Annotated in this window: 17 protein-coding genes and 1 tRNA gene; 12 read left to right on the top strand and 6 right to left on the bottom strand. The window is 63.6% G+C overall.

Annotation, left to right across the window (positions count from 1 at the left end):
• Nucleotides 1–121: 121 nt before the first annotated feature.
• The 4 genes from dctP to VFB05_RS29325 all read left to right on the top strand — a co-directional run bounded on the left by dctP (nt 122) and on the right by VFB05_RS29325 (nt 4,413).
• Nucleotides 122–1,117, top strand: a complete 996-nt coding sequence (gene dctP / locus VFB05_RS29310; RefSeq protein ID WP_325019124.1) for a TRAP transporter substrate-binding protein DctP — start codon at nt 122–124, stop codon at nt 1,115–1,117.
• An 88-nt stretch (nt 1,118–1,205) separates the two neighbouring features.
• Nucleotides 1,206–1,727: a TRAP transporter small permease gene (locus VFB05_RS29315; RefSeq protein ID WP_325019127.1), complete on the top strand. Its 522-nt coding sequence runs from the start codon at nt 1,206–1,208 to the stop codon at nt 1,725–1,727.
• Nucleotides 1,724–3,049, top strand: coding sequence for a TRAP transporter large permease (locus tag VFB05_RS29320; RefSeq protein ID WP_325019129.1), 1,326 nt, complete (start codon nt 1,724–1,726; stop codon nt 3,047–3,049). The genes VFB05_RS29315 and VFB05_RS29320 overlap by 4 nt, the downstream gene beginning before the upstream one ends.
• Nucleotides 3,046–4,413, top strand: coding sequence for a malonyl-CoA decarboxylase (locus VFB05_RS29325; RefSeq protein WP_325019131.1), 1,368 nt, complete (start codon nt 3,046–3,048; stop codon nt 4,411–4,413). Before VFB05_RS29320 ends, VFB05_RS29325 begins: the two co-directional genes overlap by 4 nt.
• Here the strand turns inward: VFB05_RS29325 and VFB05_RS29330 are convergent.
• Together VFB05_RS29330 and VFB05_RS29335 are read right to left on the bottom strand one after the other, a co-directional pair.
• A complete protein-coding gene (locus tag VFB05_RS29330; protein WP_325019133.1) occupies nt 4,410–5,105 on the bottom strand; it encodes an SDR family NAD(P)-dependent oxidoreductase in 696 nt (231 codons plus the stop codon). The two genes, VFB05_RS29325 and VFB05_RS29330, sit on opposite strands and share 4 nt — an antisense overlap.
• A gap of 38 nt (nt 5,106–5,143) precedes the next feature.
• Entirely contained in the window at nt 5,144–6,028 is an 885-nt protein-coding gene (locus tag VFB05_RS29335) for a type 1 glutamine amidotransferase (protein ID WP_325019135.1), read from the bottom strand.
• Between the two features lie 161 nt (nt 6,029–6,189).
• Between VFB05_RS29335 and VFB05_RS29340 the strand changes: the two genes are divergently transcribed.
• The 3 genes from VFB05_RS29340 (at nt 6,190) to VFB05_RS29350 (ending at nt 8,962) form a co-directional block, all read left to right on the top strand.
• Nucleotides 6,190–7,683, top strand: coding sequence for a glycerol-3-phosphate dehydrogenase (locus VFB05_RS29340; RefSeq protein ID WP_325019138.1), 1,494 nt, complete (start codon nt 6,190–6,192; stop codon nt 7,681–7,683).
• A 125-nt stretch (nt 7,684–7,808) separates the two neighbouring features.
• Complete coding sequence (locus VFB05_RS29345) at nt 7,809–8,327, top strand: response regulator transcription factor (RefSeq protein ID WP_325019140.1); 519 nt, start codon at nt 7,809–7,811, stop codon at nt 8,325–8,327.
• A gap of 98 nt (nt 8,328–8,425) precedes the next feature.
• On the top strand, nt 8,426–8,962 hold the full coding sequence (locus tag VFB05_RS29350) for a response regulator (protein WP_325019142.1): 537 nt from the start codon (nt 8,426–8,428) through the stop codon (nt 8,960–8,962).
• A gap of 10 nt (nt 8,963–8,972) precedes the next feature.
• Here VFB05_RS29350 and VFB05_RS29355 read toward each other — a convergent pair whose 3' ends face one another.
• The 3 genes from VFB05_RS29355 to VFB05_RS29365 all read right to left on the bottom strand — a co-directional run bounded on the left by VFB05_RS29355 (nt 8,973) and on the right by VFB05_RS29365 (nt 14,403).
• A complete protein-coding gene (locus VFB05_RS29355) occupies nt 8,973–9,227 on the bottom strand; it encodes a DUF6460 domain-containing protein (RefSeq protein WP_325019144.1) in 255 nt (84 codons plus the stop codon).
• Between the two features lie 93 nt (nt 9,228–9,320).
• Complete coding sequence (locus VFB05_RS29360; RefSeq protein ID WP_325019147.1) at nt 9,321–11,237, bottom strand: AsmA family protein; 1,917 nt, start codon at nt 11,235–11,237, stop codon at nt 9,321–9,323.
• 133 nt (nt 11,238–11,370) lie between these two features.
• On the bottom strand, nt 11,371–14,403 hold the full coding sequence (locus VFB05_RS29365; protein ID WP_325019149.1) for an ATP-binding protein: 3,033 nt from the start codon (nt 14,401–14,403) through the stop codon (nt 11,371–11,373).
• Nucleotides 14,404–14,756: 353 nt separating this feature from the next.
• On the opposite strand from VFB05_RS29365, the gene VFB05_RS29370 reads away from it, so the two are divergent.
• The 5 genes from VFB05_RS29370 (at nt 14,757) to VFB05_RS29390 (ending at nt 18,043) form a co-directional block, all read left to right on the top strand.
• Nucleotides 14,757–15,269, top strand: coding sequence for a phasin (locus tag VFB05_RS29370; protein WP_325019151.1), 513 nt, complete (start codon nt 14,757–14,759; stop codon nt 15,267–15,269).
• 166 nt (nt 15,270–15,435) lie between these two features.
• Nucleotides 15,436–15,512, top strand: a tRNA-His gene (locus VFB05_RS29375).
• Between the two features lie 115 nt (nt 15,513–15,627).
• On the top strand, nt 15,628–16,437 hold the full coding sequence (locus VFB05_RS29380) for an NAD(P)-dependent oxidoreductase (protein ID WP_325019154.1): 810 nt from the start codon (nt 15,628–15,630) through the stop codon (nt 16,435–16,437).
• 130 nt (nt 16,438–16,567) lie between these two features.
• The gene (locus tag VFB05_RS29385; protein WP_325019156.1) at nt 16,568–17,296 is read left to right on the top strand and encodes a hypothetical protein; all 729 of its coding nucleotides are present in this window, start codon (nt 16,568–16,570) and stop codon (nt 17,294–17,296) included.
• A gap of 24 nt (nt 17,297–17,320) precedes the next feature.
• Nucleotides 17,321–18,043 carry a hypothetical protein gene (locus VFB05_RS29390; protein WP_325019158.1) on the top strand — a complete coding sequence of 241 codons (723 nt, stop codon included), beginning with the start codon at nt 17,321–17,323 and terminating at the stop codon, nt 18,041–18,043.
• A gap of 3 nt (nt 18,044–18,046) precedes the next feature.
• On the opposite strand, the gene VFB05_RS29395 is transcribed toward VFB05_RS29390, so the two are convergent.
• A complete protein-coding gene (locus tag VFB05_RS29395; protein ID WP_325019160.1) occupies nt 18,047–18,934 on the bottom strand; it encodes a LysR family transcriptional regulator in 888 nt (295 codons plus the stop codon).
• Between the last annotated feature and the right edge of the window lie 6 nt (nt 18,935–18,940).

Consider the following 18,940-nt stretch of genomic DNA (forward strand, 5'->3'; position numbering starts at 1 on the left):
CGATATGGCCATTTTGTCTATACCCGCGGCTCATCGAGACGCGCTAAGATGGCAATAACGGCGATCCCGCAGGGTACATCCTGCAGGGTACAAATGATCGCTGATACAGGGAGGAAAGCTTATGCGCAAATTCATCACCTTTACGGCAGGCATCGCGGCCGTCGCGCTGCTTGCCGGCGCCGCTCAGGCGCAAACCATGCTCAAGGCGTCGCACCAGTTTCCGGGGGGCAAGGGCGACGTGCGCGACGACATGGTGCAGATGATCGCCAAGGAAGTGAAGGCCGCCAATGTTGGCCTCGACATGCAGGTCTATCCCGGCGCTTCGCTGTTCAAGCCGAACGATCAATGGAACGCCATGGTCAACGGGCAGCTCGACGTCTCGCTGTTTCCGCTCGACTATGCCAGCGGCAAGGTACCGGCCTTCAGCGCCACCTTGATGCCTGGCCTGATCCGCAGCCAAGACCGCGCTAAGCGGATCAATGCTTCGCCCTTCATGAAGGACGTCCGCGCGGAAATCGAACAGCACGGCGTCATCGTGCTGTCGGACGCCTGGTTCGCCGGCGGCGTGGCCGGCAAGGACAACTGCATCGTCAAGCCTGACGATCTGAAGGGTAAGAAAATCCGCGCCGCCGGGCCGACTTTCGCGGCGATGTGGGAAGCGGCGGGAGCGAGCATCATCAATCCGCCGTCGAATGAAATCTACAACGCCTTCCAGAGCGGCGTCGCTAATGCAACAGACACCAGCCTCGGCACCTTCGCCTCCATGCGTCTTTACGAGGTGGCGAAGTGTCTGACCGCCCCGGGCAACAATGCGCTGTGGTTCATGTACGAACCGGTGCTGATGTCGAAGAAGAACTTCGAAAAGCTCAACAAGCAGCAGCAGGACGCCATCATAAAGGCAGGCAAGGATGCGCAGGCCTTTTATGAGGGCAAGGCGGACGCCGTGAACGAGGAGGCCCTCAAGGCTTTCCGCGACCACAAGGCCCAGGTGGTGACGCTCAGCGATGCGGACTACAGCGCCTGGCTCGAATTGGCGAAGAAAAGCTCCTACGCGAAATTCGCCAAGGATGTCCCCAACGGTCAGAAATTGATCGACGAAGCGCTCGCGGTGAAATAGCGCCAACAGCGGCGGCCGGCCGGATCCTCATCCGGCCGGCTTTCGCCGGGCGGATGCCGCAAAGTATTTCCGATCGAAGGTATGCCGCATGGACACCTACGTCAGGGTCGTGAGCTTTCTGTCGCGTGTCGCAGGAGTGTTCGCGGCCTTTCTTTTTGCCTTGGCGGTGCTTGTCATTTGCGACATCGTCATCGAGCGCTACCTCCTCGGCCGGACAACGATCTGGCAGATCGACGTCGTCACCTACAGCATCGTCGGCGCCACCTTCATTGGCAGCGCCTACGTGCTGATGTTGCGCGGCCACGTGAATGTCGACGTGCTACCGATGCATCTCGGGTTTCGCGCCCGCTATTGGCTGGCGCTGTTCACGATACTGCTTTCGCTTGCTTTTTGTACCGTGCTTTTCGTCCTCTGCACGAAGTTTTGGTATGAAGCTTGGACGCAAAATTGGATGTCGAACACCGTCTGGCGTGCGCGTCTGTGGATTCCTTATTTCAGCATGCCTGTCGGCCTCGGGCTGCTGGTGCTGCAATATTTCGCCGAGCTGATCTGTCTGCTTACCGGCCGCTCGCCGCCGTTTGGGATCGGCGAGGAAAGGCTTCATGTATGAGCCCGAGCCAGCAAGGCTTCCTTGTTCTCACGGTGACCCTGCTTCTGCTGCTTTCGGGGGTGCCGGTGGCTTTCGGCCTCGGCGCCATCTCCATCATCTTCCTCCTGCTGTTCCACGGCTTCGACTCCATGCAGGTGGTGGCGGAGACCTTCTGGTCCGGGCTCGATGAATTTACCCTCGTCGCCATCCCGATGTTCGTAATGATGGGCGCCGCCATCGGCTCCTCACCCGCGGGCAAGGATCTTTATGAGGCGCTGGACCGCTGGCTTTACCGGCTGCCCGGCGGGCTCGTCATTTCCAACATCGGCGCCTGCGCCATTTTCGCGGCGCTCACCGGCTCGTCGCCCGCCTGCTGCGCCGCCATCGGCAAGATGGGGATTCCCGAGATGCGCCGTCGCGGCTATCCGGACGACGTTGCGACGGGATCGATCTGCGCCGGCGGCACGTTGGGCATTCTCATACCGCCCTCGGTCACTTTCATTCTCTACGGCATTGCGACAGAAACCTCGATCGGGCGGCTGTTTCTCGCCGGGGTAATGCCGGGCCTGTTGCTCACTGGCCTCTTTATTGCGTGGACGCTCTTTATCATCTGGAAACGCGGCTTCCGCGCCCATGCGGCTAATTTCCGTTTTTCCTGGCGGCAGAAATTTTCTGCGATTCCAAAAATAGCGCCCTTCATCCTCATTATTCTCGGCGTCATGTACTCGCTCTATGGCGGCGTCGCGACGCCGTCGGAAGCGGCCGGCGTCGGCGCCGCGCTTTGCGTGCTTTTCGCCATCGTCATCTACCGCATGTGGTCGCCGGCAAAATGGTGGCTGATCCTGCGCGATACGACGAAGGAATCGGTGATGATCCTTACCATCATCGCCGCCGCCGTTTTGTTCGGCTACATGCTCACGTCGCTTTATCTCACCCAGACGCTGGCGCAGGCCATCGCCGACATGCACGTCAACAAATGGGTCTTGATGTTGCTGATCAATATTTTCCTGCTGGTTTGCGGTTTCTTTATTCCGCCGGCGGCGATCATCCTCATGACCGCGCCAATCCTCTATCCGATCGTGACCAACGCCGGATTCGATCCGGTCTGGTTCGGCGTCATCCTCACCATCAACATGGAGATCGGGCTGATCCACCCGCCGGTGGGGCTGAACATCTATATCGTCAACGCCATCGCGCCCGACGTTCCGGTGACCAGGGTCATGTGGGGCACGATGCCCTACGTGGTCTGCATGATGCTTGCCATCGTGATCTTGTGTATCTTTCCGGAAATCGCCACATGGTTGCCCAACCATCTCATGGGCGTGGCGCCGAAGGGTTCATGAACACCTCGTTTTTTGGCGAGCTGCTGCAAGCGATTTCCGAGCGCGGTCGCGCATTGCTGGACCGCGCGCGGGAGCGCCGCGGCGACGGCGCCGAACGCTCCGCCAGCTTTATCGAGCTGTGCGAGGAACTCCTTTCCGGCCGCGGCGAAGCTTCGGGCGTGGCGCTCGCCCGCGACATTCTCAACCGCTATACCGAGTTGACGACCGGCCCGCGTATCGCTTTTTTCGAGGCGCTGGCGACGCGCCTCGGTCCGGACCGGGAGCGGCTCGCCGCCGCCATCGCCGCCTGGGAAAAGGCGCCGTCGGACGAAACCGCCGCCGAAGTGCATCTCGGCTCGGAGCCGCGCCGCCAGGAGCTCTTCCGCCGGCTTAATCTTGCTCCCGGCGGCACCGCGGCGCTCGTGCGCATGCGCGAACAGTTAATCGAGGCCATGGATCATCGCGGCGATCTCGGCGTCGTCGATGCGGATTTCGTGCATCTGTTCAGTTCCTGGTTCAATCGCGGCTTTCTGGTGCTGCGCCGCATCGCCTGGTCGACGCCGGCGAGCATTCTGGAAAAGATCATTCGCTACGAAGCCGTGCATGAAATCCGCGACTGGGAGGATTTGCGCCGGCGCGTCGATTCGCCGGATCGCCGCTGCTACGCCTTCTTTCACCCCGCGCTGGTCGACGAGCCGCTGATCTTTGTCGAGGTGGCGCTGACGCGCGACATTCCCGGGGCCATCGCGCCGATCCTGGCGCCAAAGCGTGAAGTGCTCGATCCGGAAAAAGCCACCACCGCGGCCTTCTATTCCATTTCCAATTGCCAACGCGGGCTCGCCGGCGTGTCGTTCGGCAATTTCCTTATCAAGCAGGTGGTCGAGGAAGTGTCCCGCGAAGTCCCGCGTCTTTCCACTTTCGTCACCTTGTCGCCGGCGCCCAATTTCGCCACGTGGCTGCGGCGTGAACGCATGGCCGAGGCATCCGCCGTTTTGACCGCGGAAGACATGGCGGCGCTAGCGGCGCTCGATCGCGAAGGCTGGTGGCATAACCCGGAGCTTGCCGAATCGCTGCGCGAGCCGTTGCTGCGCGCCGCGGCCTTTTATTTCCTCCATGCGCGCACGCCACGCGGCGTGCCCGTCGATCCGGTTGCGCGCTTCCATCTCGGCAACGGCGCCCGGCTTGAACGCATCAACTGGCTTGCCGATACCTCCGACAAGGCGATCCGCCAGTCGCACGGCCTGATGGTGAATTACCTCTACGATCTCGGTGACATCGAGAAGAACCACGAAGCCTACGCCGAGCATCGCACTGTCGTCGCTTCCAATGCCGTGACGCGATTGTCGCGGCCGGCGGCCGAACTCGTCGCCACGGCGGCAGGCTAGGATTTTCCATATACCGGCACAATGCCGCCGCGGCCGGCGCGATTCTCCGGGGAGGCGAGAAAGAGAATCGTGCGAGCGACGTCTTCTACCTTCGGCCAAGCCGCATGTTCCGCCTTGGGCATGGCCGCGCGGTTCGCCGGCGTATCCATGATCGAGGGCGCCACGGCGTTGACCAGCACGCCGTCTTTAGCGACTTCCTCGGCGAGCGCCACCGTCAAAGCGGCGACCGCCGCTTTGCTCGCGGCATAGGCCGTCATGCCGGCGCCTTGCCGCCATTCCAGGGCGGGGCGCGCCGCGACGTTGACGATGCGGCCGCCGTCCGGGCCCATGCGCTTGAGCGCGGCGCGGCAGCAGAGAAACGTGGTGACGAAATTCATCTCCATCTGGCGCAGCAGCGCGCCTTTGCTGGTCTCCGCCACGGTCCCGGCGGCAAATCCACCGGCGAGATGGATGGACGCCCACAGCCTTCCGACGCCGTCGAATAATCGTGAAACCCCGGCCTCGTCGGCCAGGTCGGTATTGCCGACCAGCACCACTTGCCGATGCCCGCGATGCGGAAAATGCTCCGCCTCGTTTTCCACATACCAGGGCACGTGGCAGACGGCTCCCGCTTTGATGAGCGCGTCCACCACCGCGATACCGAGCGCGCCGGTGCCGCCGGTCACCACGACGTGGCGTTGGGAAAAGTCCATGGCGGCCTCCCTGTTTGCCGCGCGCGAAAGAGCTTCGGCTAATTCCGACCGCGCTTGGCACGTTTCGGCAGCACGTGATACTCGATCCAGTTGGCGACTTCGCTGACGCGCAGCCGCATATCGAGCACATTGTTGCTGATGCCATGGCGCCAAGCCAGCCGCTTGTCGGCCGGGTTGCGATCGAGCGCATCGAGGTCGCCGGCAAAATTCGTAATGTCGCCCTCGTCGAGAAAGAAGCCTTCCTCGATCAGCCGCTTGCCGATCCGCCGCACGATGGCGGCGATCTCGCGCAGCGGATATTCCGGATGATATTGCACGCCCCAGGCGACGGTGCCGTTGCAGTGGATCTCGGCGCTCTGCACCGCGGAAACCGCGTTGGTCGCCAGCACCACGCTGCCCGGCGGTGGCGTCTCGACTTCGTCGAGATGCACGGTCGGGGCGTTGAACACGTCGGGCTTGCCGATATACATCGGATGCTTGCGGCCGGCCTCGGTCAGGCGGATGCCGCGGCCGAAACCGAGTTCGCGCCCCTTCGGGTTGCGACGCACGCTGCCGCCGGCGGCAACGGTGAGGACCTGCAGCCCCCAGCAACTGCCGAATGCCGGTGTCCCGGCGGCGAACAATCTGCGCGCCAGCTCGATCTGCTGATTCACCGAGGGCCCGCCCTGATAGACGTGCAACGCCGAACCGGTGAAGACGGCACCGTCATAGTCCTCCAGCGCCGCGCCTTTCGGCAAGGTGGCGTCGGGATCGGCGGCATAGCAGACATCGATTTCCGCGCCAGGCAGCAGACCTCCGATAAGCTTCGCATAACCCTCGCTGGCGACGCCGCCTCCGGCGGCGATCTGCTCGGCGCGGCCTTCGGCGTTATTGCCTTCGATCACCAGGATGCGGGCAGGGGATTTGGGGACGGAAATGGGCATTGCCTTTTATGTAAGTATTTTACGCTAGCTTGTCGGTGAACGCCAATCTGATTGAGAAAACTCCTGTAGACCATAGCTTTCCGAGAAGCCGGCGTTGCGGGATTCCGCGGCCGTTTCGGCGCCCGGAGGTTCCCGCCCCGGAACGAGGGACAATAGCGGACATGGCCGATTTCGACCTTGCCATCATCGGCGGCGGCATCAATGGCGTGGGGCTGGCCCGCGACGCCGCCGGCCGGGGACTGCGTGTTCTGCTGGTCGAGCAGAACGACCTCGGGTCCGGCACCTCGTCGGCATCCTCCAAACTCATCCACGGCGGGCTGCGCTATCTCGAGCACGGCGCCCTGCGGCTCGTGCATGAGGCATTGGCCGAGCGGGAAGTGCTGTTGCGCATGGCGCCGCATATCGTGCGGCCGTTGCGCATCGTGCTTCCGGTCGCCCCCGGCGGCCGGTCGGCATGGCTCATGCGTCTCGGGCTTTTTGTCTACGACCATCTCGGCGGCCGCCGCATTTTGCCGCCGACGCGAAGCCTCGACCTCACGCATCACAGTTTCGGCCATCCGCTGAACCGCCGTTTCCGCATCGGCTTCGAATTCTCCGATTGCCAAGTGGACGATTCCCGCCTGGTGATATTCAACGCCATCGACGCGGCCGCGCGCGGCGCGCAAATCCGCCCGCGAACGCGCTGCGTGCGCGCCGAGCGCTCCGATGTCTGGCGGCTGATCCTCAATGATCACGGGCGGCGCGACGTCGTCTCCGCGCGGCTTCTCATCAATGCCGCGGGGCCGTGGGCCGGATTCGTCAACGACAACGTCATAAGGCTCCCGGCGCCGGGCCGGCTGCGCCTGGTCAAGGGCAGTCACATCGTCGTGCGCCGGCTGTTCGAGCATGATCGCGGTTACCTGCTGCAATCGCCAGACGGCCGCGTGGTCTTCGCCTTGCCCTTTGCGCGTGACTTCACGCTGATCGGCACGACGGACGAGGATTTCAACGGCGATCCGGCGGCGGTAGCCCCGACCGGCGAAGAGATTACCTATCTGATGCAGGTGGTGAACGGCTATTTCCGGCAGGCGATCGACGTCGGCGACGTCAAATGGGCTTTCGCCGGCGTGCGCTCGCTATACAACGATGGCGCGAAGAAGCCGGAGGACGCCACGCGCGACTATCATCTCGTGCTCGACGAGCGCTTTCGCGAGGCGCCGCTGCTGACCATTTATGGCGGCAAGATCACGACTTACCGCCGGCTTGCCGAGGCGGCACTGAAACGCATTTCGCATTTCTTTCCTTATCTGCCGCCCTGGACCGCTCGGGCGCCGCTGCCCGGCGGCGACTTTCGTTACGACGCGCTGGAGGCGCAGGTGGCCCATGCCCGAGAATCCTGGCCCTTTCTCGACGAACGGCACGCGCGGCGCCTGGTGCAGACTTACGGCACGCGCATCGATCGCGTGCTCGCCGGCGCCAAGACCGCCGCCGACCTCGGCGAACGCTTTGGCGCCGATCTCACCGAAGCCGAGTTGCATTATTTGAAGCAGCAGGAATGGGCGGAAACGGCGGAAGACGTGCTGTGGCGGCGCACCAAGCTCGGCTTGACGCTGACCGAGGTGGAGCGCCAGGCGGTAGGGCGATTCATGGCAGCGCCGCCGGCGCGCCCGGTTTGATGGCCGCTTTCTGCAATCGCTAAATTTTTAACGGCTATCTTTACGCGGATCTAATGCGCGAATGCTCATATTATGCGACTCAATTTGATCGCGCATTTTAGGTTCGGGCGCCGGATTCGATGCAGATGCTTGCGCAAGATCTTCAGGCCTTGTTCGGCGGAACCAAAGTGCTGGTCGTCGACGATGAATACTATACACGCAAGGTCATCCGCACGTTGCTCACCGCGATCGGCGTCAACAGCATCTTCGACGCCGACAACGGCCCCGCCGGCCTGCAGGCGATCCGCAGCATGCTACCCGACGTGGTGCTGGTGGATTGGGAAATGCCGGCCATGGACGGCGCGAGCTTCGTCAGGGCGGTTCGCTCGCCTGCGAGCTTTCCGCATCCCAATGTGCCGATCATCATGCTGACCTGCCACAGCGAACGCTGGCGCGTGGAAGAGGCGATGCGTCTCGGCGTCAATGAGTATCTGCTCAAGCCGGTGTCGAGCAAGACTTTGCTCGACCGCATGCTCTCTGTGCTCACCAAGCCGCGCCCCATCGTCAAGGTCGGCAAATATTACGGCCCGGAGCCGCGGCCGGGCTGCAGCTACAAGCCCGTGAACGAAGCGTCTCTCGGCGAGATCCATCTCATCCGCGATTAATATTCCGCTAACCACGACGGCTTACCGGACCGTAACGCGCCGCTGCTGTGATGATCCCAGCCTGGCCGCGGCGCTTCGCGGCGCATAGTGAGCCCGCGATGCAGTCCACCTTGTTGAAAGGCGTTCAAGGCTTCGTCTCGACCCTTCGCGTGCTTGTCGTCGACGACAGCCAGTATATGCGCAAAGTGGTGCGCAACCTTTTGATCAATATCGGCATCAAGAAAGTCTACGAAGCCGGAGACGGCATCGCCGGCTTGGAGGCGATCCGCACCGTACAGCCCGACCTCGTGATCCTCGACTGGGAAATGCCGCTGCTCAATGGCCCGGAGATGGTGCGCATCGTGCGCTCGCCGGGGGTGTTTCCGATGCCCGATCTGCCGATCATCATGCTCAGCGCCCATGGCGAGCGTTGGCGCGTGGTTGAAGCGGTGCGGCTCGGCGTCAACGAATATCTGGTGAAGCCGGTTTCGGCCAAGGCGCTGCTCGATCGCATCGTTTCGATCGTCGCCAAGCCGCGTCCAAGCGTGCAATTTGGCGATTATTACGGGCCGGAACCGCGCAAATTCTATCCCGACGCCGAGGTCCCGCTCGAGGAACTGGCGGCGCCGCCGCCTACCGGCGATCTGCGTCACTAGGCCGGCGCCGCTAATCGCTGCTGCGGCCGGGTGGCCGGAACAGATAGATCAAGAACCAGACCGGCACGATGACCATGGCCCCGAGCGAGAGATTGGGCAGCGCCCAGGCGATGCCCTGGCGCACAAGTTCCTCGGCCCTGTCGCGCGAAAGGCCGACGTGCCGCATCAATTCGTCCGGGGTGATGCCGAGATAGTTGAGGATCACGCCTGCCGCGAGCGAGGCGATGATGATCTTGACCAGGGTGCGAATGAACGGGTGAAGCATTCAGGCCCCGTCGCCGCCGGCGCCTGCCGGCTGCTGATTCGTCGATTCCGAAGCATAGTCAATTAGCCGCACGCTGGCACGGCAGGCAGGGGACTATTGCGCGGCAGGTTTTGCGGCGGCGGTAGCGGCAGGGGCCCCGCCCACGATATGGTCGATGGCGGACCGTACCGCGTCGCGGGCGCGGCGGTCACGCACCGCATCGAGAAGCGACGCGGCGGCCGGGGCGCGGCGGATCAGGCTGTTGGTGTCGAGCAGCATCAGCGGATCTTCCCAGGACCCGCGCACCATAAACGGCAATTCAAAGCCGGAATCGGCCGGTGCTCCGGCGGCGGGAACGAGCTTGGCTATTCCGGTCAGGTCGAAATCGCGGGTGGGGATCGAGGCGGTGCCGCCGAGATCAAGCTGCAAGCTTTTGCTGTCGACCCGCGCAGTGTCCGCGTTCACCGTTCCCTCGACCAGGCGCACGTTGACCGAGAGCTTATCATAGGGGGTGCGCCCGGAGCGGAAATCGCCGGCGCCAGACAGCGGCCGTTGTTCCAGACGATGCAACAACTGCTCGACATTGACCCCCGTGATCGCGCCGTGCTCGCTGGTCAGGCTGGCGGTGCCGTTGAGGCTCTCGGTCACGGCAAAGACGCTGCGGCCGGAGCCCTCGACGTTGAATGCGAAGTCGCCCTTGCCCTCGATTTTGCCCATCCCGAACAAGGCGCCGAGGCATTTGTCGAGATCGACGCCGCTGAACTGGAACTGCGCCTTGAGATCGGCACCCGCTCGCGGCGACCTGGCTAGATCGAAGGACCCTTTGAGAATGCCGCCGAACGCCTGCGATTCTCCGACGGTTAGTTTGAGCTTGCCGTCGCGCAGATTGGCGACGATGGCGGTGCGGCCGAGATCGGCCGAAGGAATCTTGAGCTGCGCCGCCGACAGCCGCAGATCGAGATCGACGGCGTTCAAACCGTCCAGCGAGATCAACGAGTGATTCCATTCGCGCTCGCTCGACGCGAGCAAGCGGATTGTGGAGATATAGGGCCCGAGATCGAAGCCGTCGGCCGCCAGCGTTCCCTGCAAGGTCTGCCGACCGTCGGAAACGAACGTCAAAACGCCTTCCGCGGAATTTCCGTCGAGTTCCACGTTGACCGCCGACAGTGCCACGGCGCCGCCTACCACCTTTGTTTTGGCCTTCAGCGCGAAACGGCCGAAGCCCCCGTGCGGCAGCCGTTTGCCCGCCGTCCACATCACCGCGTCGCGCAGCGATTTTGAATCCGCGGCGACGCTGCCTTCGATCTTGAAGGTCGGACGCGTGCTGAATTGTCCTTCAAAGGCGACGTTGAGCGGCTTGCCCTGCAGCCGCAGCTTTATTCCCGATTGGTTGCCATCGAGCGCGGCGATGAAGTCGGAAATGCCGAGGCTCACCTCCACCGGCTCGCCGCGCCAGGCGAGATGACCGGTCGCGGCAAAACTGCGAAACATGGCTGGCCACGCCAGCGACAATTCCGCATCGGTGAATTTGTCGTCGATGTGACGGGATTCGTCGTGAATGAGGATGGTGCCGTCCTTGACGCGAATTTCCGAGAACGAAACTCGATGCTGCTGCGTAGGCCGCAATGCGGCCGCTACCGCGCTCCAGTTCGACGTGCCGTCGGCGCGCCATGTCACATTGAACGTCGGGCGTACCAGCGTGATGTCAGAAATCTGCACCTTGCCGGCGAGCAGCGGCAGAAAGCGCAATCGCGCGATCAGCCTGTCGGCGGTCAGCGCCTTGCCATCGGCATGCTCGTCGCCGAGGGCGACATCCTCGAAGGTGACCTCGCCGGAGGGGAATAGCGATACCGAAACGTCGCCGCGCAGCATGGGATCGAGTCCGCTGACGGCGCGGATTTCCGCTTCCACGGCGCGGCGCGCCGTATCCGGCGAAATCATTAGCGATATCGCCGCGAGCGCGCCCGCACCGGCTAGGAGCACGGCAGCAAGGGCAAATGCGAGGCGTTTGAACCCACCGCCCGCGGTCACGGCACCCGTCCCGGCATGTCTGGCTGATCCCCCCTGAAACTATAGCTTTCAGGATCGTCTGGGCGCAACATGACCGCCCTCTGTGACCCTTTCGTGGCCGCGCCAAAGCTCGATCCGGCCACCGTTTTTTCCTTCAAGCCGCAAGCACGCGGCTCGGCGGAAACGCGACCTCGACCAGAGTGCCGGCATTGACCGCGCTGCGGATCACGAAGCTTGCACGGTTGGCTTCTGCCAGTGCCTTTGAAAGCGGCAAGCCGAGCGCCGTCGCTCCCGACCCGCCGCGCGTCGAGGTCGCCAGTTGGTGAAACGGCTCCAGCGCCATTTCGATTTCCTTGTCGCTCATGCCGGGCCCGGTGTCGCGGACGCGCAGGACCACTTCGCCGCCGTCGCTGACGGCGCTGGAAATAATCACTTGTCCGCCGGCGCCGGTGAATTTGATCGAATTCGAGATTAGATTCAGCACGACTTGCCGCAACGAGCGCATGTCCGCCATGACCGGCGGCAGCCCCGGCGGCAACGACGTGCGCACGATGATCTTTTCCTGGGTGGCGCGCGGCTGCATCAGCGCCACGCACTGCTGGATCAGCTCGTTGAGATTGACGCTGGCGAAATTCAGCTCGAGCTTGCCGGCCTCGATCTTCGACAGGTCTAGAAGATCGTTGAGCAGCGCAACGAGGTTGATCCCCGACTCGTGAATGTCCTTGAGGTAGGTCAGATAGCGCTCGTTGGCGATCGGACCGAAACGCTCGCTCATCATCACTTCGGCGAAGCCAATGATGGAATTGAGCGGGGTGCGGATTTCGTGGCTGATCTTGGCGAGGAATTCCGATTTGGCGGCGGCGGCCTTTTCGGCTTGCCGCTTGGCCTTGAGCAGTTCGTCTTCCGCTTGCTTGAATTCGCGCAGATCGCGCAGCACGGCGCAGAATTTCTGGCCGCCGCCGATACGGCCAAGGCTGAGATAAAGCGGCAGCGTTTCGCCCTGGCGCGTGCGCCCCAGCACTTCGCGCCCGCGTGCCGGCAAATCCGTTTCCTCGCGCGCCAAAGCTTCGAGATAGCCGAGCGCCTCGGGCTGGCTTTCCACCGCGAGCAGTTCGGCGACATGCACGCCTTCGAGCTTGCCCGGCTCGGCGGCGAAGAGCGCCCCCGCATGCGGGTTGGCGGAGAGCACGCGGCCGGCGCGGTCGAGCACCAGCACGCCGACGCTGGTGCTGTCGAGGATGATCCGCAATTCGTCGAGTTCGTCCTGCGCGCGCTGCAACGCCTCTGCGATGGCGCGGTCCGATGTGGCAACCGGAGCCGGAGCCGCAGCCGCGAGCATCAGCGCATGCGCGGTGTCGCCGTCCCAGGCAATGGTGAAGAGCTGCGCTGCCGCCGGCGCTTGCGCGCCACGGTCGCTTTTCACCGTGAGCGATTGCCCGCCCGCCGGCATGCCTGCCGGCCTTTCGCTGCTCGGCTCGACCGTGAGCACGTCGAGACCGCCGGCGGCGGCCAGTTCAGCGGTGCTGGAATAGCCGCTCCACGCCAAGAAAGCGGGATTGGCGTAGAGCGGCGTGTCGATGCGGTAAACCAGAATGCCGAGCGGAATGCGCTCAAGGATCGCACGCTCCTGTTGTGTGGCGGCATCGGCGGAAGCGGCTCGGGACGCAGGACTCGGCATGTCACGGCGCGGCACGAAGCCGATCGCGGTCTCGGGATCCGCTTGCTCCGCCGCCGCCGCCGGCATGTCCGGCTTTTGCGTGCTCGCGGGCTCGGGGGTTTCCTCGTTCTTGTTGTTGCGTTTGAGGCGGCTGCTGAGTTGGTGCGCCAATTCCTGAAAGGCGCTGCGCTCCACCGGGCTGAGCGAGGGCGGCTTTTCCGCTGGCGAATGCGAAGGGAAGGGGACGACGTTTCGCACCGGGGGGACGATCGACAGGACCGGCTTTTCGCCGCCCGTCCGCCGCTCGGCGGTTTCCGCCGAGGCGGGCGGCGACGGCGTCGCGCGCAACGCGTGCGCCAGCGAAATCTTGCGCGCGTCACGGCAGACGCCGAATCCGCGGTAGCCAATGAAGACGCGGTTGCGGTCGAATACCGGCAGACCGGAAAGTTCGACGGTGAAAACTTCGTCGGTGCCGTCCACCGGCCAATCAAGGACGATCCCGCTCCAGGTATCGTGGCTGGCCACCGCTTTCGCCACGTCACCCTGCGGATCGACCGCGAGCAGGCGGGCAATCTCGTTCCAGGGACGGCCGAGCGCCTGCGCCGTTCGCGGCCCGGCCAACCGCAGGAAATCGCCGGAATCGATGCCGAAGCGTCCTTCGGCGTCCATGTGCCAAACGAATCGCAGCGGATAGCGCCGCTCGATGTCGCGCCGGCCGTCTTGCGCCGGCGGCGCTTGTGGCGTTGCCGGCGTTTTCCCCTCGGCGGCGCTGAAAACATCGGCATCGGCTTCCATCTGCTCGGATATGCTTGGCGCTGCGGTCATCGGCGCTGCCTCGGCGGATGGCGCCGCAACCGGCGACTGCGCCGCCGGGGCGGCGGCGCCTTGCAGGCTGGCGACGAGAAACGTCGTCGCCTCGCGGCCGATGCGCTCGACGGAAACTTCGCCGAGCTTGGTCGGACCGGATGCATAGCCGGCATGCAGCGCATGTGCCGCCAGCGCATCGGCGTCCAGCGACGACAGCGTCGCTGTGGTGGCCAGCCGTTGCAGCGCCGGACCGGCGGCATGAAAAAGGCGGCCATCGGGCGAGAAGACCGCGAGCGGAATATCCATCCCGGCGAGCAGGCGGCGGACGCGTTCTGCCAGCGGCAATGCCGGGCCGGCCGGCTCGACAGCGACCACAAAAATGCCTTCGCCGACATCGGCGAGGCGCAGCCGCGAGCAGGTGCAAGTCAGCGGGCGCCCTATAGCGCCACCAAAACCGCGCATGCGTTCCAGCCGCGCTTCCCCGCCGGCTGGCAGCGTTGCCGCAATACGCGCAATCTGCTGCGCGGCAACGTCGTCGGCGGCAAACACATGTTGGGATAGGGCCGCCGGCGCCTCGGCGCCGAAGATCGCAGCGCCGACCGCATTGCTCCACAGCAGCCGCGTGCCGTCCTGGCTCCATAGCCAGGCCGGCACCTCATCGACGGCGTGTGCGGAAAGCCGGGGGTCGCGCAAACAGGCAAGTTGGAAGGTGGAGGTACTCATGAATTCCCGCACCTATTCTCGCACATCGCGCGCTTGCCGCCCGCTGCTGACTTAAGGATTTCTTAATTGATAAAGGACGCCGCGTGCGGCGTCCACGCGTGCAGCGCAGCGGTCCCCGCCAATGCCGGGATAACGTTAACCCGCCATGGTTTCTGGCGGCCGCATCGCCGCGCGCGGAAATGCCCGTTTCCGGCGCGCAACCAAGACCGTCGACGGTGCGGAAATAATCCCATGGTGCATTGCGAAAATTTGATGTTGCATTGCACCATAATCGATGCTATATGAGGAGGCATCAGGTCGCCAGCCGGATCGGCTGGAAAAGCAGAAATCCCGCGAAGCAAAGGATGCTCGCCATGGAAGGAAACGTGAACGCCAACGTGAATACCAAGTCGAAAACCTCGAAAACGTCGGGCGCCTTTGAAGGCGCAAAAGCGGAGGCCCGTTCCGAAATGCCGAAATTCGATTTTCTGAAGATGGAAATTCCGACCGCTTTTCGCGAGATCGCCGAGAAGGGCCTCTCCCAGGCCAAGGAAAACTACGAGAAGCTGAAAGTCGCGGCCGAAGAGGCGACGGACGTTCTGGAAGAGACCTATGCCAGCGCCACACGCGGCGGCACCGATTACGGCCTCAAGCTTATCGACGCCGCGCGCGCCAATACCAATGCCGCCTTCGACTTTTTCAGCGAATTCATCACCGTGAAGTCGCTGGCGGAAGCGGTCGAATTGTCCACCGCGCACGCGCGAAAGCAGTTCGATCAGGTTTCCGAGCAGGGCCGCGAACTGGCCTCGATCGCCCAGAAGGTCCTCAACGAAGCCTCCGAGCCGATCAAGAGCGGCGTCAGCAAAGCCTTCAGCAAGGTCGCGTAACCGTACCGCGTTTGCCCCTGTGCCGAGTCGCGTCGCAAGGCCTCGGTCCGGGCTTTTGCTTTTCTCCAGCCATGGATCCGGTGGCCACACGTCACTTGCGACGGGGGGCCGCCTTTTGCCATATAGAGCCTGACCCCCCGTGCGACGCCGCGCGTGGAGCCTCCGTGCAGGTGTAGCTCAGTTGGTTAGAGCGCTGGTCTGTGGAACCAGAGGTCGGTGGTTCAAGTCCACCCACCTGTACCATCCCGTCGCCGTCTCCCGTCCCGCCGGATAGCCGTCCTTGCCCACGGCAAGCCGCGAACGCTACAGTCCACGGCGTCTCGCCTGCGCAGGCATCCCAGCAACAGAGATGGACGATATGAGCAATCCGGTGAATCGCACGGGCATGATCGGCCTTGGCGCCATGGGCTTCCAAATGGCGCGGCACATGCGCGGCAAGGGTTTCGACGTAGCCGGCTTCGACGTGGATGCCGCGGCCATGGAGCGTGCCAAAAGCCAAGGTATCACGACCTGCGATTCTGCGGCCGCAGTCGGCGCCCGCGCCGAAGTGGTGGTAATCATGGTCGCCACCGGACAGCAGGTGGAGGAGGTGATCGCGGGCGGATTGCTTGGCCGGTTGGCGCCCGGATCGGTCATCTGCATCGCCAGCTCGGTGGAGCCAGAACTGTGTCAGCGCATGGCGGCGCTGGCGCAGGAAAAGAACATCGGCGTGGTCGACACGCCCGTGGTGCTTGGCCAGGAAGCGGCCGACAACGGCAGCCTCGTCATTTATACCGGCGGCGAGGAAAAATGGGTTGAGCGCGCGCGCCCGGCGCTCGAGTGCTTCGGCCGCGTGCTCCATCTTGGCGCCCTCGGTTCGGGCCAGATCGCGAAAACCATCAACAACATGCTGCTTTGGGCGTGCATGGTGGCGAATTTCGAGTGCCTGAGCTTCGCCAAGAAGCTCGGCGTCGATGTGCCGAGGCTTGTGCCGGCGTTGATGGAAGGCAGCGGCGCCAATTGGTCGCTGTCGCGCTGGGGCCGCAGCACCGGCAAATGGGCGGAAAAGGACATGGACGTGGCGCTCGACATGGCGCAAGCGGCGAAAATGCCGATGCCGCTTGCCGGGCTCGTCGATCAACTGGTCAAGACCATCAATCAGGAAAAGATGAAGGCGCTGCTTTCCTGAGGCATGGCGGCTGCGTCCCAGGATTCCGCTGTTGAAGCACGTCCCACAGATGTGCAAGAGATTCTGATGCGGCCCAACCGCCGAGCGTCGGCAATCGGGGCGGCGCCTTGCGTGACAGTAAGGGGAGTCCATGGCCAAGCCAGTTGTAATCCTCGTCGGCGCCGATAAGGGCGGCGTCGGCAAGACCACCGTTACCCGCACATTGCTCGATTATTTCGTCGCCCATAACGTGCCGACGCGCGCGTTCGACACCGAGGCGCCGCGGGGCACGCTGCGGCGCTTTCACCCCGATGTCACCGAAGTGGTCGACGTGACCACCATCCCCGACCAGATGAAGATCTTCGATACGCTGGCCAGCGCGCCGGCGAATATCACGGTGATCGACGTGCGCGCCGGCCTGTTGTCGTCGACCCTGAAGGCGTTGCGCGACATCGGCTTTCTCGACATCGTCAAAAAGGGCCAGGTCACTTTCGCGGTCTTCCATATTCTCGGGCCGTCGATCGCCTCGCTTGACGAGATCGCCGAGACCGCGGCCTTCGTCGGCGACGCCCGCTATTTCCTGGTGAAGAATTTCATCAACAACACCACTTTCTTCGAGTGGGATCCGGCGACCTACGACTCCTATTTTCACAAGATCAAGGATGCCGTCGAAATCAACGTGCCGCATCTCAACGAGATGGCCTGCGAGCAGGTCGAGCTCGCTTCGGTGCCGTTTCTCACATTCGTCGCCAACAAGGCGGCCGGCGGCGAGCCGGCGAATTATTCCTTCGTGCTGCGCGGCTATGTCCGCCACTGGCTCGGCAATGTCTGGGCGGAATACGACCGCGCCAACCTCAAGGAGATCGGGTCGAGCAAATAGCGGCCCGGTCCCGAAGGTGGCGGGATGATACGCCGAACGCCGCTTTACATTGTTTGTTCGCCGCGGCCGCGCGTCGGGAGAACGCTGCTCGCCCGATTGCTGGTGGATTATTTTTTGCTGGAGGGCCGGCCGGTTGCCGCCTTTGACTTTTCCCACGAGGCGCCGGCGCTGGCGCGTTACCTGCCGCGGCACACCGTGCTCGCTGATATCGGAGGCATCCGCGGCCAGATGGCGGTCTTCGACCGGCTGATTGCCGGTGACAGAGTGGCCAAGGTCGTCGATCTCGCGCCGTCCGCCTTCGAGCAATTCTTCGCCGTGCTCCGCGATATCGGATTCGTCGAGGATGCGCGGCTCCAGCGCATCGAGCCGGTGGCGCTGTTCATGGCCAATGCCGACAGCGCTTCGACGCGCAGCTATGCCATGCTGCGGGCGCGCCATCCGGAAATGCTGCTGGTCCCGGTCTATAATGAAGCGGCCGGGCGGGCGCGGCACGACCGCGAAGCCTATCCGCTATCGCGGGCAGTCTCGGTGCCGATACATATCCCGGCGCTGCCGCCGGCGCTGCATCGCTTCATCGACAAGCCGCCGTTCTGCTTCGCCGATTTCCGTACCGAGGCGCCCGCCGGGATTCCGCTCGATACCTATATGAATCTGCACCGCTGGATGCGGAGGGTCTTTGTCGAATTCCGCGAGCTGGAACTGCGGCTATTGCTGACCGACGTGAAGGCCGCGCTGTCGCACGGCTGAGGCTCAAAAGCGCCAGCGCTGGGCGTTGGCGACGAGGAAATCGCGGAACACCTGCACCCGCGCCACCGTCTTCAATTCCTCCGGATAGACGAAATAGGCATCGAGCGCGATGGCCTCCGAATCCGCGAAGAGCTGCACCAGCCCGCTGTCCTCCACCAGGTAATCCGGCAGCATGGCGATGCCGATGCCTTGCTGGCAGGCGCGCAGCACGCCGAGCACGTTGTTGATGGTGAGCACCGGCGTGCGCTGCGGCTTGCCCTCGCGCCCAACCGTGATCAGCCAGTTGCGGTTCTGCAAATGCACGGGAAGCTGTCCGCCGAGCAGCACCACATTGTGCTTGTCGATGTCCTCCGGCGAGTGCGGCGCGCCTTTGCGCTTGAGATACTCCGGCGATGCATAGGCGTGATAATGCACGGAGAACAGCTTGCGCTGGATAAGATCCGGCTGCTGCGGCTGCCGCAGACGGATCGCCACGTCGGCCTCGCGCATCGACAGGTCGAGCTCCTCGTCGCTGACGATCAGGGTGAGGCGGATGTCGGGATAAAGATCGATGAATTCGCCGAGCCGTGGCGTCAACCAGTTGACGCCGATGCCGGCGGTGGTCGTCACCTTGAGATCGCCATGCGGCCGTTCGCGGCTGTCGGTAAGCTTGGCGCGCGCCGCTTCCAGCTTCATGAACACGTCGTGCGCGGTGCGGTAGAGCAGATCGCCTTGCTCGGTGAGGATCAGGCCGCGGGCGTGACGGTGAAACAAGGAGACGCCCAATTCCTGCTCCAAGGCGCTGACTTGGCGCGACACCGCCGATTGCGAAAGACCCAATTGCTCGCCGGCATGGGTGAAGCTTCCGGCCTCGGCGGCGGCGTGAAATACCTTGAGCTTGTCCCAATCCATTTATTC

The organism is Bradyrhizobium sp. (genome assembly GCF_035652035.1).
GTDB lineage: Bacteria > Pseudomonadota > Alphaproteobacteria > Rhizobiales > Xanthobacteraceae > Bradyrhizobium.

Bases quoted from the DNA above. Each gene is read 5' to 3' on its own strand.
- VFB05_RS29340 (WP_325019138.1), top strand. From the start codon at position 6,190: ATGGCCGATTTCGACCTTGCCATCATCGGCGGCGGCATCAATGGCGTG.
- VFB05_RS29370 (WP_325019151.1), top strand. From the start codon at position 14,757: ATGGAAGGAAACGTGAACGCCAACGTGAATACCAAGTCGAAAACCTCG.
- VFB05_RS29315 (WP_325019127.1), top strand. From the start codon at position 1,206: ATGGACACCTACGTCAGGGTCGTGAGCTTTCTGTCGCGTGTCGCAGGA.
- VFB05_RS29350 (WP_325019142.1), top strand. From the start codon at position 8,426: ATGCAGTCCACCTTGTTGAAAGGCGTTCAAGGCTTCGTCTCGACCCTT.
- VFB05_RS29365 (WP_325019149.1), bottom strand. From the start codon at position 14,403: ATGAGTACCTCCACCTTCCAACTTGCCTGTTTGCGCGACCCCCGGCTT.
- dctP (WP_325019124.1), top strand. From the start codon at position 122: ATGCGCAAATTCATCACCTTTACGGCAGGCATCGCGGCCGTCGCGCTG.
- VFB05_RS29320 (WP_325019129.1), top strand. From the start codon at position 1,724: ATGAGCCCGAGCCAGCAAGGCTTCCTTGTTCTCACGGTGACCCTGCTT.
- VFB05_RS29330 (WP_325019133.1), bottom strand. From the start codon at position 5,105: ATGGACTTTTCCCAACGCCACGTCGTGGTGACCGGCGGCACCGGCGCG.
- VFB05_RS29390 (WP_325019158.1), top strand. From the start codon at position 17,321: ATGATACGCCGAACGCCGCTTTACATTGTTTGTTCGCCGCGGCCGCGC.
- VFB05_RS29355 (WP_325019144.1), bottom strand. From the start codon at position 9,227: ATGCTTCACCCGTTCATTCGCACCCTGGTCAAGATCATCATCGCCTCG.
- VFB05_RS29380 (WP_325019154.1), top strand. From the start codon at position 15,628: ATGAGCAATCCGGTGAATCGCACGGGCATGATCGGCCTTGGCGCCATG.
- VFB05_RS29395 (WP_325019160.1), bottom strand. From the start codon at position 18,934: ATGGATTGGGACAAGCTCAAGGTATTTCACGCCGCCGCCGAGGCCGGA.
- VFB05_RS29325 (WP_325019131.1), top strand. From the start codon at position 3,046: ATGAACACCTCGTTTTTTGGCGAGCTGCTGCAAGCGATTTCCGAGCGC.
- VFB05_RS29335 (WP_325019135.1), bottom strand. From the start codon at position 6,028: ATGCCCATTTCCGTCCCCAAATCCCCTGCCCGCATCCTGGTGATCGAA.
- VFB05_RS29385 (WP_325019156.1), top strand. From the start codon at position 16,568: ATGGCCAAGCCAGTTGTAATCCTCGTCGGCGCCGATAAGGGCGGCGTC.
- VFB05_RS29345 (WP_325019140.1), top strand. From the start codon at position 7,809: ATGCTTGCGCAAGATCTTCAGGCCTTGTTCGGCGGAACCAAAGTGCTG.